Consider the following 14,456-nt stretch of genomic DNA (forward strand, 5'->3'; position numbering starts at 1 on the left):
GAAAGACCGCGCAAGATGAGACGTCCGACAACCTGCCCTCTCTACCTATTTTATCGAGACAGTATACTTCATGGTTGATGCAATGAAACCGCCCGGCAAAGCCTCCCCATGGTTCACCCAGCTCACCGAATCGGGACAGCAACACGTAGTCATTTGTCTACCTTATGCTGGGATGGGGAGCGCGGTTTTTGGAGGTTGGAGTGCACTCCACTTTGATGCCGCGGATCTGTTCGCCGCCCAGTTGCCGGGGCGTGACGGGCGTCTTAAAGAGGCTCCGATCGACAATATCGAGGAATTGGTTGACCAACTCGCCGACGCCGTGATCGAGGGCCCCTTTGCCGATCGACCTTTGACGCTGTTGGGGTGCAGCTTTGGTGGCCTCATCGCGTTCGAACTGGCTCGACGATTACGAGCCCAGGGCCGCGACATCGAACAATTGATTGTGGCCGCGTGTCGTCCGCCAAACGCGCTCGGCGTGACGGAGCCGGTCGCGTCGTTGCCTGATGAGGAGATGGTCAATAAGCTTCGTTATTGGTACGGAGCCATCCCCAAGGAGATTGCAGAAAATCCAGCAATGCTAGAGCTGGTCTTGCCAGCGATTCGGGCGGATATGCGGGTCTATGAAACCCATGTCTATCGAGAGGAGCAACCACTGCAGTGTCCGATCACGGCCATCGGTGGAGCAGACGATCGAATCGTGAAATTGAACGAGTTGAATGGTTGGCGGAAAGAGACAACGGGGAAGTTCACATGCCGACAATTTGCCGGTGATCACTTCTTTATGAAGAGCCATCCTGCCCCCGTGCTGAGGTTGATGCAGCAAAGGCTACGCTCTCATTAATCCTTGCCAATTTCGTCCAGTACTTCCATTTCATTCATGGATTCGATTTCGGCCAACAGCGTCTCGATGCTCTGCTCCGCCACCACATCGGTATGCTGTTGGTTACCGAGCAATTGATCAGCAAGGTACTCCGCCAATTTTTCGGCATTGGGGTGAGACCATGCAATGACGGGGGACAGGCGTACGTCGAGCCAGTGTTCCATTTGTCCGCTCATCTCGACGGCCATCAGCGAATCGATTCCACATTCAGCAAACGGGCGTTGAGCATCGACCGAGTTTCTTTCGCAACCCAACTGGCCAACGAGCCAGTTCAACAACACTCGTTCGATCCGATCGCGCACGATCTGCTGGCCGTGCGGGCTCGACACATCAACTGAGCGAAGCAGTTCCTCTTTGTCGGGAAACAGAGCTGGATCGAGATGTATCGTTGGCTGCCAGCGATCGATGACTTTGAAGGTATCGTCCAAGAACTGTTGACGGCACTGGCCGCGTTGGACTTTACCGCTACTGGTTCGAGGCATCGACGCGAACCGAATCAGCAGGATTGCCGAGGCGATCAGATCATGCTCGCTCGCGATCGCCATCCGGATCGCATCGAGCAGTTCGCCCGATTGCTCCGCCGTAAATCCTCTCGGGACTTCTTGCACGATCGCCAACGACTCACCGGTCTCGTCGGATACCGAAAACACAGCGCCGAGGCAGTCTGCTCGTCCACCTATGCTGGCCTGGACCGTTCGCTCCAAATCCTCGGGATAGTGATTTTGGCCGCGAATGATAATCAGGTCTTTCAAGCGTCCGGTCACGTACAGCTGTCCGTCGCTTAAGTAGCCCAAATCGCCGGTACGGAGATATCTCCGTTCATCGCCAGAGAGTCTACTGCCAAAAACGCTTTGGCTCGTTTCGGGCTTGTCCCAATAGCCAGCCGCCACGCTATCGGAGTGCACCCAAATTTCACCAATGTGATTCTCGCCCAGCGGAAGGCTGGAGAGTGGATCGACAACACGAACCAATGTCGCGTTTCCCGAAACGCCCGAGGAGACTAACTCAACCGCATCACTGGCATCTTCCGGCGGTCTCGCGATCGAGTCCCGCATTCCTTGGCGACTGATTCGCTGACAATGATAGCCCGGCGCATCGAACGTGCCATCGCGAACGGCGCGTCCGCCTTCGCTACCGGGAAGGCGATCAGCCCCCGTGACCATCAGCGTGCATTCGGCCAACCCGTAGCAGGGGTAGAATGCGTTATCGGAAAATCCAACGCTGGCAAAACGCTCTGAGAATGCCCTCAACACGCTCGGATCAATCGGCTCAGCACCGCACGCCGCCACCCTCAGACCGCTCAAATCCATTCCCGACATTTCTTCATCAGTGATCTTAGCGACCGCATACCGATATCCGAAACAAGGAGCAACCGTGATTGCGGCCTGATAGTCACTCACCGCTGACAACCAACGCGACGGTCGCTGCATGAACGAAGTCGGCGACATGAAGACAGCGTGGCCGTCGTGGACCAAAGTCGACAAAAGGATCCCGACCAACCCCATATCGTGATAGGCGGGCAGCCAACTGCACACGACCCTACGGTCCCTGGCCAGTTGATCCAACCCAAACCCGCGTTGAATGACTTCCAGGTTGGCCATCAGATTCGAGAGCGTGACGCACACACCCTTTGGGATTCCAGTCGACCCGGATGTGTATTGCAGAAACAAGGTGTCCGGATCCGGACGTTGGGATCGATCGCCGGTGGACCGAGAGGGCGTCGCGCCCGCATCGAGTTCGGCGAGAACCGACGGCGATAGCCAGCGCACCGACGAAACGCTGTCCGCATCCACTCGCTCGAGCGTCTCTCGATTCGTCAAACCTAAGATCGCGGAACTGTCCGTGGCTATCGAATGATAGCGTGACAGAGGCCGCCGTGGTTTGGGATAGGGCACCGGCACGGGAATCAACCCCGCCCAGACAGCTCCCAAAAAAGAAACAACGAAATCAATCCCAGCGGGAAATGCAAGCAAAACTCGGTCCCCCGGATGCGTGCCTCCCACTAACCGCCTTCCTAACGCTTCGGAGCGATCAATGATCTCTCGACCAGTAATCACTTCTTCCGCTCCACTTTCATGAAGGAAGGTCAGGCGTGGACGATCCAGGTCAGAGCGGCATGGCCCCACGAGGGTTTCGAATGCGATTCCGGTTTCAGTCATATGCAGTGCAGATTGGTGTCAGGCGGGATGAAAAATTGCGACACCTCGTGAGAGGGGATGACTTCTCGCCCGCAAGGCCTCCCAATTTACTCAATCACACTATCGTAGCTACCCCAGCCAACCAAACCCTCTGGCAATTTACGCAAAACAACAGAATGGGCACTACCGGAATGAAAAGCCTCCGTGTCCCGCCCCAATGGGTGCTCCTGTTCGCTGACCACTTCCGGCAAGCAGCTGTCATGTCGATTGCAAACCGCGAGGTGCGCTGCCCGCTGCTCCCACCCCCCAAACTTTTCTTGACCCTGGCACGGCAACGTGCTAGGGTTGAATTGGTCGCGTCATTTCTCCCCCGCGGAGTTTGATGTGTCCATGTCTTACCGACCCACCCCAGCCCCGATGGGCTGGCCCCGCCGTGGTCGGTTTGTTCTTGGTCGGATCCTTACCGGGTCGACCGAGGATGCATGCCTGCGTCAAGTCATCGATTCCCCATCGAGGCAGACTTCGTGCGACTCACCATGCGCAAAAATCACGATTGGATCGGCAACGCTGCCCCGTTGCTGAACAGACATTCACAGTCGAAGAGTGCCAAGCATGAGATATCGCTGCCGAAACACGCATTTCGCCTCTCCATTCGCGACGAGTCTAGCGCTCTTGCTAGTCATTGGCCTGGCGGCGACCGCCAGTGCAGAACCCTCTCTCCAACCGGCACATTCTGAATTTGAAAGTCGCGGTGGCGGGGTTTCGATCACCAGCGATTTTCCGGGTGGACGGATGAATCAGTGCGTCCAAATGAGTCCGGACACCTTTACCGTCACCATTGCCCCAGAATCGACACCAATCAACAATAGCGCTTGGTATGCCTTCCAAGTGCAGTCTCAAAAGCCGCAAACTATCCGCCTGCTCTTGCACTATGTCAACGGATCGCATCGCTACGAACCCAAAATCAGTCGCGACGGTGTGAACTGGCAATCGGCCGCTGACTTGATCACCCATACCGATGATCCTGGTCAGGACGTCGAGTTGAGGATCCCCGTTGATTCCAAACCGCTGTGGATTGCCGGGCAAGAACTACTCGGTACTGATGAAGTCTCCAAGTGGTCCCAACAACTCACCGAACTGCCCTACGTGCAACGCGAAGAAATTGGCAAATCCGTCCAAGGCCGACCCGTTGAACAGTTGACGATCACCGAGAGTGAGCAGCCCAACTATGTGTTCATTATCGCCAGACAACATCCGCCTGAGGTCACCGGTGCGATCGGCATGCTGCATTTCGTCGATGCCATCGCAGGCTCGTCCGAACTAGCTCAGCAATTTCGCCAGCGATATGCCACGATGGTCGTGCCGACGGTCAATCCCGACGGCGTGCATCATGGGCACTGGCGGACCAATGCCAACAACGTCGACTTGAACCGCGACTGGTCGCATTTCACCCAGCCCGAAACTCGGGCCGTGCGTGATCGTTTGCTGGAGTGCCGGCGGTCAGGTGACGAGCGTCTGTGTTTGTTCGTTGACTTTCACAGCACCTACGACGACGTGTTCTACATTCCGGCGCCCAACCCCAATGTGTTCCTCGCTGGTTTCACCCGCCAGTGGTTTTCGTCGATCCAAGGACGCTTCCCCAAATACAAGGTTAACGTCAACGACAATCACAACGCCCATCGCAGCACGAGCAAAGCCTGGGTGAATCGCACTCTCGGCGTCACCGCAGTGACCTACGAATTCGGTGACGAAACAGATCGGGACACGATTCGAACGGTAGCCGGCGGCGCGGCCGAAGAAATGATGCGTTTGCTGCTTGAGTTGCCGGTCAGGGAAAACCCCCAATCGATCGCCACGAAGCCCGCCACGAAGAACGATGCTGCGACGAATGATGCCGAGAAGGAACTCGCTCGAACCGAGCGAGGTCAACGTAATCCTGACAAGCCAGCGTTCCAACTCATCTCGGGTGTCGTCGATGGCCAACCCGCTGTCTTGCCATGAGCAGGAATGGAACAATTTCTGAGGTATCAATGAGCCAGTGAGCGTTCGCCTGGGCTGGTCAATGGTTGGTGTTGTGCAGCTCGATGTTTGCGCAACTTTTGTTCTCGGAATGAGTGATCGCCCGATAACCCAGAGGGCGGCAGCAATAGCGACTGCCACAAAACTGGTGGCATTGGCTGTTAGCCAACCTGCTCTCTTTTCATCCTTGACAGCCACCCGGCCATCCCTAACAATCCGAGCGTTCGTGGTGACTTGCTAGCAATTCTTGCTCGCGAGTGAACAGGGAACTCCGGTGCGATTCCGGGATGGTCCAGCCGCTGTGAACTACCTCGGGTGTGCACGCACACTTAGAACGTTTTTTCCTTCATTGTCGAAGAACCATTGCTGATGCGAATCAGCGAGAAGGTCGGGAAAGGCGAATGGTAGTGAGTCAGAAGACCTACCACGAAATAGACGTAGTGAGCCCTCTTGGATTGGGGAGTGCGTTGCAGTGAAGATGCAACCGTGTCGGGGTCTGCCCCTGCACTGAGCGATCGCTGTTCAGTTAAGAAAGTCTCGGGTGAGGTGGGTTCGTTTCGTCAAATCGACGCGGATCGCACTGCGCCTGTAGCGAAACAGGAGTCAGTGGCATGGGTTGGACGGCCGAACAAACTCTCGCGTTGGTAGTGCGCAAACGCGATGGACGCGCAGCCGATTTTGATCGAGATCGGATTGATGGGGCAATTGAAAAGGCATTTCGTGCCGAATTGAACTTGGCAAACCGCCAACCTCTACCGCCAGAAATCGCCGCCGACATCGCATCGATCGTGGATCAGGTCTACGAATTGGCAGCGAAATTGAGTAGTGATTCTGCGCGGCCCCATGCGGCCATGAACGTCGAGCAGATTCAAGACACCGTTGAGATCGGCTTGATGCAGCGGGGGCATTTCCGCGTCGCCCGCTGCTATATCCTCTATCGGACCGAACACGCGAGAATCCGCGCCGTCCGGGGCGAAGAGGGCGCTCTCGATAGCATGGACGTCGCTCCATCACCGGAATCGCGGATCAACGTCGAACTCGAACCTGGCGTTCGCGTGCCCTTTGATCGCGAGCGTCTGATTCGGTTTCTCGACCAATGTCCCGAAGCCCACATGCCCGAGGTCGATACCGGTGAGATCATCGCCGAGGTCATCCGTGGCTCATTCGATGGCATGACACCCAACGACATCACCCGCGCCCTCGTCCTGGCAGCCCGCAGCCGGATCGAGCGAGATCCCGCCTACGATGCGCTCGCCGCTCAGCTGCAACGCTGGATCATCTACCGTCAGGCACTCGGCCGGTCCCAATTCGCAGACAACTTCACCGATCTGTACCGGGACCAGTTCGAACACTACATCATCGAAGGCATCCGCTGCGGGCGGCTCGCCGAAGAACTGCGCCGCTTCGATCTCGTGAAACTGGCTTCCGCCCTGCTGCCCGAACGCGACGCCAAGTTTCGTTATCTCGGGCTGCAAACAATCTATGATCGCTATCTGTTGCACAAAGACGGTCGGCGGATCGAAACCCCACAGTACTTCTGGATGCGGGTCGCGATGGGATTGGCTCTCGCCGAAGGAGATCAGTGCAACCAGCGCGCGATTGAATTCTATCAACTGCTATCGAGCTTTCGCTTCACCAGTGCCACGCCGACGCTATTCAATTCCGGGACTCCCCACCCGCAGTTGAGCAGTTGTTATCTGACGACGGTCCAAGATGACCTCGAGCATATTTTCAAGTGTGTCGGTGACAACGCGATGCTGTCCAAATGGGCCGGTGGTCTCGGCAACGACTGGACCAACATCCGCGCCACCGGTGCGAGGATCCGCGGCACCAACGGCGAGAGCCAGGGCGTGATCCCGTTCTTGAAAATTGTCAACGATGCCGCCGTCGCAGTGAATCAGGGTGGCAAACGCAAGGGCGCCGTCTGTGCGTACATGGAACCATGGCACCTGGACTTTGAAGAGTTCCTCGACCTGCGAAAGAACACCGGCGACGATCGGCGACGGACGCACGACATGCATACCGCCGCCTGGATCCCCGACCTCTTCATGCAACGCCTTCGCGATGGCCAGTCCTGGACTCTATTCAGCCCAGACGACGTACCAGACCTGCATGATACGTTCGGGCAAGCCTTTCAAACACGCTACGAACAATATGAAGCCGACGCGGATGCCGGAAAGATCCGGCTGCACCGTGTCGTCGCCGCCGTCGATCTCTGGCGCAAGCTGCTGACGCGGTTGTTCGAAACTGGGCATCCCTGGGTAACCTTCAAGGATCCCTCCAATATCCGCTCTCCCCAAGATCACGTGGGCGTCGTTCACAGCAGCAACCTGTGTACAGAGATTTTGCTCAACACGAGCCGTGAGGAAACGGCCGTCTGCAATCTCGGCTCGATCAACCTGGGTGATCATATCGTCAACAATCGGCTCGATCTCGATCGACTTCGCACTACCATCCAGACGGCCATGCGAATGCTCGACAATGTCATCGACATCAACTACTACCCGACCGTCGAAGCCGAGAACGCCAACCGACGTCATCGCCCCGTGGGACTGGGCGTGATGGGCTATCAGGACGCCTTGCATCAACTCGGTGTACCGATGGAAAGCGACGAAGCCGTCGAGTTTGCTGACACCAGCATGGAGGCAATCAGCTATTTCGCCTTACTGGCATCGAGTGAACTGGCGGCCCAGCGTGGCCAATACGAATCCTACTCAGGGTCCAAATGGGACCGCGGGTTGCTACCGATCGATACCCTCGATGCACTCGAGTCGCAACGTGGCGAGACCATCGAAGTCGATCGCAACACCACGCTCGATTGGAGTGTCGTCCGGAAAAGCATCGCCGAGCACGGCATGCGTAACAGCAACTGCCTGGCCATCGCACCCACCGCCACTATCTCAACCATCGTCGGCGCGACCCAGTCGATCGAACCCACCTACAAACAGCTGTACTCCAAAAGCAACTTGTCCGGTGAGTTCACGCAGGTCAACGTGGCGTTGGTCGATGCCCTGAAATCTCGGGGTCTGTGGAACGCCGAGATGGTCGACGCCCTGAAGTACTACGACGGCGCGATCGGATCGATCGCAACGATCCCCGAAGACCTCCGACGATTGTTCGCCACCGCGTTTGAAATTCAGCCCGCTTGGCTGATCGCAGCCGCTGCTCGCCGGCAAAAATGGATTGACCAAGGACAATCGCTGAACCTCTATCTGGCGCAACCGAGCGGAAAGGCCATCGATGAGATGTATCAATCGGCGTGGCGACAAGGTCTGAAAACGACCTACTACATGCGATCGCTCGCCGCCACGCAAGTTGAAAAATCGACTGTCGACGTCAATCGCTATGGCATCCAGCCCCGATGGATGAAGTCGCAGTCTGAATCCAGTGGCATCCAAGTCGACCGCAGCGACCGTGCTGGTGGCAACGAGTCCGACGCGATCACTCAAGACAGGCAACCCGCCGAGGTTTGTGATGTGAACAATCCTGACTGTGAAGCCTGCCAGTAAGCAACACACGCTGAATCAGTGTCGGTTTTAGTAGTGGACGAGGCGACGAGTCCTGCGGCTTTGGACTCGTCGCCTCCTGTTGGTTACCCACAAGTCTTTGTACGCCGAAGGCGTTTTAGAAAATAGCCGGTGGTTTGAGCGCAAGCGAACACCACCGGATACGACGCGAAACGCAAGAGCCAACCCCGAATGGGGTGGAAGATCATGAATGACGAGGTCTGCGACCCACTTCGGGGTCGACGTTCCACGACTAACGAATCACCGTAGGTGGCGCTGCGCTGACCTACGGCTATTCTCTCTAATCCCTAACGGGATACTTGTGGGTAATCAACAGCTCGTCGCCTCGTCCACTACGACAGAAATTGATCGTGCGTTGCTAAGGAATGCGGGCACAATCAATGACGATTTTGAAAGTAGCGTACGCTTCCAGCTTACGCCACTTTCTCTTCTCCAGCAGATCCTATTTCAACGACCACCCCACCCCTCTTTTCCTCCGCTTCACCATGACTACCAGCCACCGCTTCACCGCTGCCGAAAAACGTCTGATCAACTGCAATCAAGTCGATGTGAACCAATTGATGCCCCTGAAATACCATTGGGCATGGGAACACTATCAGAACGGATGTGCGAATCATTGGATGCCCACCGAAGTTCCCATGACAAAGGACATCGAAACCTGGCGGAGCAATCAACTCAGCGATGCCGAACGACGTGTGATCATGCGCAACCTCGGGTTTTTCTCCACCGCCGAGAGTCTCGTCGGGAACAATCTCGTTCTGGCGATCTTCAAACACGTCACCAACGCCGAGTGCCGCCAGTACCTGCTGCGTCAGGCGTTCGAAGAAGCCGTCCACTCGCACACGTTCCTGTACGTCGTCGATAGCCTCGGTCTCGATGAAGGCGAAGTTTTCAACATGTACCACGAAGTTCCCTCGATTGCTCGCAAAGATGCGTTTGAAACGGAGCTCACCGCCGAAGTGCTCGATCCCAATTTCAACACTGACACCGACGAGGGTGCTCAGGCACTGCTGAAAAACTTGATCGGTTACTACCTCATCATGGAAGGTGTGTTCTTCTATACCGGCTTTGTGATGATGCTGTCCTTCCACCGCCGGAATCTGATGACGGGGATCGGCGAACAGTTCCAGTACATCTTGCGTGACGAAACGATCCATCTCAACTTTGGTATCGATTTGATCAACGGTATCAAGAGCGAAAACCCTCACCTGTGGACGGAAGAGTTTCAGGACGCGATGATCGAGCGGGTCAAACAAGCCGTCGAACTGGAACTCGACTACGCAGCCGACTGCTTGCCCAATGGTATCTTGGGACTCAATGAATCCATGTTCCGCGATTATGTGCAGTACGTTGCCGATCGGCGTCTCGAGCGAATCGGGCTGGCCAAGCAGTACGGATCGACGAATCCGTTTCCATGGATGAGCGAGACGATGGACCTCGCCAAAGAGAAAAACTTTTTCGAAACCCGCGTCACGGAATACCAATCCGCTGGAAGCCTGAGCTGGGACTGAACACGCAACACCGGGGAGGGCTTCCCAACGATACCCTCGATACAGGCGCGTGAGGTCCCTTCGCCCCACACCTGCCCATCTCATTCTGGAAACCACACCACCTGGGAGCTGCTACAATGGTGCTTTGTCTCACTCACTCCTCCAATAAGGCACTCTCCACATGGTTCTGCGTTTTGCCCTGCTGACGACTTTGGCTTTCTCGGTTGCCGGATTCTCATCCGCTGCCGAAAAAATGAGTCTGGATTCCGAGAAATCGAAAATCAATTTTGTCGGCTCCAAACCAGACGGAAAACATCCGGGCGGTTTCAAAGAGTTCACCGCAGATGCTGTCGTCGATCTGGAAGACCCCAGCAACGGTTCTCTCGAAATTGTCATCAAGTCAGCGAGCCTCTTTTCGGACAGCGACAAGCTGACCAATCATTTGAAGAGCCCCGACTTCTTCGATGTGCGAAAGCACCCCAAAATCACCTTCAAAGCGACCAAAATCACTCACTCGGACGGCGAGGAGAAAGCCAGCATTACCGGGAACATGACCATGCTGGGCAAAGAAGTTGAGGTCACGATTCCGGTCGCTGCCAAAGTCACCGAATCGGAAATCACGCTCACTGCCAATTTCAAGATTGACCGCACCAAGTGGGGCATGGTTTATGGCAAAGGGAAGATTGACGACGAAGTCCCCGTTACCGCCGTGCTCGTGCTAACTCGCTAATTCGATGCAGCGTGAACTTCTCTTATGGTGCGTCGGCGCGCCAGCGGCAGTGTCGCTGGCGTGCCTTCTCTTGGCATTCTGGGTAGCCCGTCGTGAACACTGGCTGACTCAATACGTCGTTCTCGCCATCGCCACGCTTGGCTGGTGCGCCGCCATCGCCGTGACGCTGGTCATCCGCCAAGAATTCGATGCTTCTGCCCTGAGTTGGTGGAATCTCGAAGCCTGGCAACAAATTCATGTGCCACTGACCCTCACGGCCTTGTTCTTAGCACTGACCGCAACCCCGCAAGCTCGCGCTCACGAATTTCGCTGGGTCGCAGCCGCACTGGGCTGCATCGCTCTCGCCATGGTGGCCATGCCCAGCGGAGAGGGCTGGGTCGATCTATTTCCGGAGCATCGAGCCTGGATGGCGGCCGTCGCGGGCGCCAGTCTGCTCAATCTGTGGATGCTCGATCAGATGTCTCGCCGTGGTACCGACCGCTGGATTTTATTGGTTGCCCTGGCAGGACTCGCTGGACCAACAATTCTCGCCGCGAGCGCCTACGCGGGCTTGGCCGAATGGGGAGTCGCCGCCATCGTCGCAACTCTGGTATATACAATCGGAGCGGCCTGCCTGCCGAAGCGAAACCTATGGTGTGTAGCCTATCCAGCAACTCTGTTCGCAGTCTGTACCACGGCCGCAGGACGTTTCTACACCTACGAAGACCACCCCGCTTGGCTCTACGCTCTCCTCTTGCTGACGCCATCGTGCATCGGTGCCGTCGACTGGATCCTGAGAAACCGACCGACCTACGCCCGCATCGCCGTCGCAGCCGTCCTCGCGGGCCTCATCATCGGTGTGGCTGCGTGGTTTCTATTGGCTGGGACATCGCAATACTGAGAACTCCCGCCGGGTGGGAGCGATTTGTTAGCGAGCACTAGGGCCGGTTCCTACCGGCCGTATCCACCGGGACGCGACACCCGATCTCAGTGCACCGGCCAGGCGGTCATTCTCCTTCCCCTTTTCTAGCTCGAAGCGTTTCCCTGTCACAGGGCCCCGTCCAGCTATGCTTATTCGGGAGCTTCCAGGAGTTCAGAAATCTCCTCCAGAGTATCAGCGCTGGTGATCCCCCACTTCTCGGTACCCGCGAGCGAGTCACTCGGCAGCCATAGAAATTCAACAAGCGTTGACCGATCACCAATGAGACCATTACCATCGCTTTTGATGGAATCTGGCATGATCATCTTCTGGTCCTCAAACAGAAACTTCGGGCGATCGTCGTCTCCGTACTGGACCGATTGCTTGAATTGCAAGAATTCCTGTGGCATTCCATAGGTATGCCAAACGCCATGGGAAAGCGGGCGTAAATTGACGTTGTCAATTTCCCATCTTCTGATTGTTGGGCCGCTATCAGGACCAAGTTTACTCGTAATCGTTGTCGTACTTTCGCTCGATGCAGTGGTTGAAAGAATCGCATCCGAGCCGAAGCATTCCATCAAACGTTTGGTCAGCGAGTTGCTGTGTACATAGAGGACGGGAAATTCGGAGAGTCCAAAGCAAGTAAGATCAGGAACTAAGGATCCTTGCAAACCCGCTTCAAACCCATTCGTCTTTGTCGTGGACGCCCTGCCCGGAAAAAAAATAGCATCCCTCCGATCGTCTGTTAGTGCGACAGCAATCGTCTCACTCAACCAGCGATCATCCCCGCCTGCAAAACCCGCCTCAGCCGGCAATGTTTTCTTCTCGGCGACATACAGACATTGCTTGCCTGCTCGATCCATCCGCAAACGCAACCTCGACCTGTTGGCTGGGAACTTCCGTCCACCGTGTGAAATCGTTGTTTCAATCGAAATGAGGACATCATATCTGTCCAACGTATTCCAGTGTCCTTGACAGGCTTTGACTAGGCTTTGAGCATCCAAATGCTCCTGGGCCGAAATCCCGTCCGACTCATCAGCGACACAAGCCTGACCAGAAACCGCCGCGAACACGGTGGCAAGCAAGACACAAAGCCCGCTGCCCAAGTGATTGCCATTTCCAATATGCGTCATTACGTCTTCTCCAGTGCTGCTGCACAACTAGGATTATTTTCAGGCGCGGCCCCCTGAATAGGCATGTTCTCCGAGAATCGCAAATCTCAGCGTCTGGGAAACACGCTCCCACTTGCTTTCGCCGACTGCCTTGTATGGATATGCCGACGCCTTCCGCCAATTGAGAGCACCGCTGCCATCCTGGAGAACAAAGCAATTGCAAACTGGATGCCACAGCAACGGTCAGTCTTGGGCTAGGTCGCGAACATGCCTTCTGTTTTTGTCGAGAGGAGGGCATCTCAACAACGTCCGGTGATTAGGGGGGGGTCAAGGCGACCTAGGTGCTGGGTGATAGGTTTCTGCTTTTTGTTTCCAGTCCAGCATCTGTCGCGACGAATCCGCCAACAGTCTGCCGGGGATGGTTGGGCTGCATCACTTGTCAGCACAATCTGCATATCGAGCAGGCAGTGGTTCCGCCGGTGGTTTGAACGCGTTGCGACTCAGGTTCGCTTCCAGGGTGCAGAATGTGAGCCGAAGAGTGAATCGCTTTTGCCCTCCACATCGGACGTCAAGAAACACCACGCAAATGTTTGCCGTACCATTCTTCTGCCTCAGCCTGAAGTCACCATAAAACGCGAATGATCGTCCAAACGAATCATCGGGCAACAATCGACTCAATCGTCAAGCAGTCAGTAAACGTTGAGAGCTGCACGCGATCTCGGCGGAGAAGCCAGGTGGATGGCCGGTGGGAACCGGCCCTACGGCGAACATAAGTAGGGCCGGTTCCTACCGGCCGTAGGCGTCGGGCAGCTACACCCAATCTCGGTGGACAAGCCAAGTGGATGGCCGGTGGGAACCGGCCCTACGAGCATATGTAGGGCCGGTTCCTACCGGCCGTATGCGCCGGGGAGGTGCGCCCGATCTCAGTGGACAAGCCAAGTGGACGGCCGGTGGGAACCGGCCCTACAAGCATACGTAGGGCCGGTTCCTACCGGCCATATGCACCGGGGAGCTACACCCAATCTCAGTGCACCAGCCAAGTGGATGGCCGGTGGGAACTGGCCTACGAGCATATGCAGGGCCGGTTCCTACCGGCCGTATGCGTCGGGCAGCTACACCCAATCTCAGCGGACAAGCCAAGGGGACGGCCGGTGGGAACCGGCCCTACGAGCATATGTAGGGCCGGTTCCTACCGGCCAAATGCACCGGGGAGCTGCACCCAATCTCGGTGGACACGCCAAGTGGATGGCCGGTGGGAACCGGCCCTACGAGCATATGTAGGGCCGGTTCCTACAGGCCATATGCGCCGGGGGAGCTGCACCCGATCTCGGTGGACAAGCCAAGGGGATGGCGGGTGGGAACCGGCCCTACGAGCATACGTAGGGCCGGTTCCTACCGGCCGTAGGCACCGGGGGGCGGCGACCGATCTGAGCGGACGAGGCCGGTCGGAACCGGCCGCACCGCGCATAAAAAAACCCTCCAGTTTAACCTGGAGGGTTTCTTTAAAAGAACAAAAATCTGGCAATACCTACTTTCACGCTGGTGGGCACTATCATCGGCTCACAAAGCTTGACTGCTGTGTTCGGGATGGGAACAGGTATAACCTTTGCGATATGGTCGCCAGAATGACCATGCGACGGGTATTTCGCCGCCGCATGGCCG

8 protein-coding genes, 1 rRNA gene and 1 riboswitch are annotated in these 14,456 nt (G+C 56.5%); of the genes, 6 read left to right on the forward strand and 3 right to left on the reverse strand.

What is annotated here, in order from left to right; translation table 11 throughout:
• Window positions 1-70 precede the first annotated feature (70 nt).
• Window positions 71-841: a thioesterase II family protein gene (locus CA85_RS15310; protein WP_146392191.1), complete on the forward strand. Its 771-nt coding sequence runs from the start codon at window positions 71-73 to the stop codon at window positions 839-841.
• Here CA85_RS15310 and CA85_RS15315 read toward each other — a convergent pair.
• Window positions 838-3,039, reverse strand: coding sequence for an AMP-binding protein (locus CA85_RS15315; RefSeq protein WP_146392192.1), 2,202 nt, complete (start codon window positions 3,037-3,039; stop codon window positions 838-840). The two genes, CA85_RS15310 and CA85_RS15315, sit on opposite strands and share 4 nt — an antisense overlap.
• Before the next feature lie 591 nt (window positions 3,040-3,630).
• Here CA85_RS15315 and CA85_RS15320 point away from each other — a divergent pair.
• The 5 genes from CA85_RS15320 (at window position 3,631) to CA85_RS15340 (ending at window position 11,664) form a co-directional block, all read left to right on the forward strand.
• Window positions 3,631-5,019 (forward strand): M14 family metallopeptidase, encoded by a 1,389-nt coding sequence (locus tag CA85_RS15320; protein ID WP_146392193.1) that lies wholly within the window; start codon window positions 3,631-3,633, stop codon window positions 5,017-5,019.
• A gap of 228 nt (window positions 5,020-5,247) precedes the next feature.
• Window positions 5,248-5,480, forward strand: a riboswitch (cobalamin riboswitch).
• Window positions 5,481-5,648: 168 nt separating this feature from the next.
• Window positions 5,649-8,546: a ribonucleoside-diphosphate reductase subunit alpha gene (locus CA85_RS15325; RefSeq protein ID WP_146392194.1), complete on the forward strand. Its 2,898-nt coding sequence runs from the start codon at window positions 5,649-5,651 to the stop codon at window positions 8,544-8,546.
• Between the two features lie 503 nt (window positions 8,547-9,049).
• Window positions 9,050-10,075 (forward strand): ribonucleotide-diphosphate reductase subunit beta, encoded by a 1,026-nt coding sequence (locus CA85_RS15330; protein ID WP_146392195.1) that lies wholly within the window; start codon window positions 9,050-9,052, stop codon window positions 10,073-10,075.
• Between the two features lie 160 nt (window positions 10,076-10,235).
• Window positions 10,236-10,784 (forward strand): YceI family protein, encoded by a 549-nt coding sequence (locus tag CA85_RS15335; protein WP_146392196.1) that lies wholly within the window; start codon window positions 10,236-10,238, stop codon window positions 10,782-10,784.
• Window positions 10,785-10,788: 4 nt separating this feature from the next.
• Complete coding sequence (locus CA85_RS15340; RefSeq protein WP_146392197.1) at window positions 10,789-11,664, forward strand: hypothetical protein; 876 nt, start codon at window positions 10,789-10,791, stop codon at window positions 11,662-11,664.
• 170 nt (window positions 11,665-11,834) lie between these two features.
• Here CA85_RS15340 and CA85_RS15345 read toward each other — a convergent pair whose 3' ends face one another.
• Both CA85_RS15345 and rrf read right to left on the reverse strand, forming a co-directional pair.
• Window positions 11,835-12,815 (reverse strand): hypothetical protein, encoded by a 981-nt coding sequence (locus tag CA85_RS15345; RefSeq protein ID WP_186774969.1) that lies wholly within the window; start codon window positions 12,813-12,815, stop codon window positions 11,835-11,837.
• A gap of 1,495 nt (window positions 12,816-14,310) precedes the next feature.
• Window positions 14,311-14,419, reverse strand: a 5S ribosomal RNA gene (rrf, locus tag CA85_RS15350).
• Between the last annotated feature and the right edge of the window lie 37 nt (window positions 14,420-14,456).

The sequence above is a fragment of the Allorhodopirellula solitaria genome (genome assembly GCF_007859855.1).
Taxonomy (GTDB): Bacteria; Planctomycetota; Planctomycetia; order Pirellulales; family Pirellulaceae; genus Rhodopirellula; species Rhodopirellula solitaria.

Excerpts from the sequence above, each read along its gene's own strand:
- CA85_RS15325 (WP_146392194.1), top strand. The coding sequence starts at position 5,649 with ATGGGTTGGACGGCCGAACAAACTCTCGCGTTGGTAGTGCGCAAACGC.
- CA85_RS15330 (WP_146392195.1), top strand. The coding sequence starts at position 9,050 with ATGACTACCAGCCACCGCTTCACCGCTGCCGAAAAACGTCTGATCAAC.
- CA85_RS15335 (WP_146392196.1), top strand. The coding sequence starts at position 10,236 with ATGGTTCTGCGTTTTGCCCTGCTGACGACTTTGGCTTTCTCGGTTGCC.
- CA85_RS15310 (WP_146392191.1), top strand. The coding sequence starts at position 71 with ATGGTTGATGCAATGAAACCGCCCGGCAAAGCCTCCCCATGGTTCACC.
- CA85_RS15320 (WP_146392193.1), top strand. The coding sequence starts at position 3,631 with ATGAGATATCGCTGCCGAAACACGCATTTCGCCTCTCCATTCGCGACG.
- CA85_RS15345 (WP_186774969.1), bottom strand. The coding sequence starts at position 12,815 with ATGACGCATATTGGAAATGGCAATCACTTGGGCAGCGGGCTTTGTGTC.
- CA85_RS15315 (WP_146392192.1), bottom strand. The coding sequence starts at position 3,039 with ATGACTGAAACCGGAATCGCATTCGAAACCCTCGTGGGGCCATGCCGC.
- CA85_RS15340 (WP_146392197.1), top strand. The coding sequence starts at position 10,789 with ATGCAGCGTGAACTTCTCTTATGGTGCGTCGGCGCGCCAGCGGCAGTG.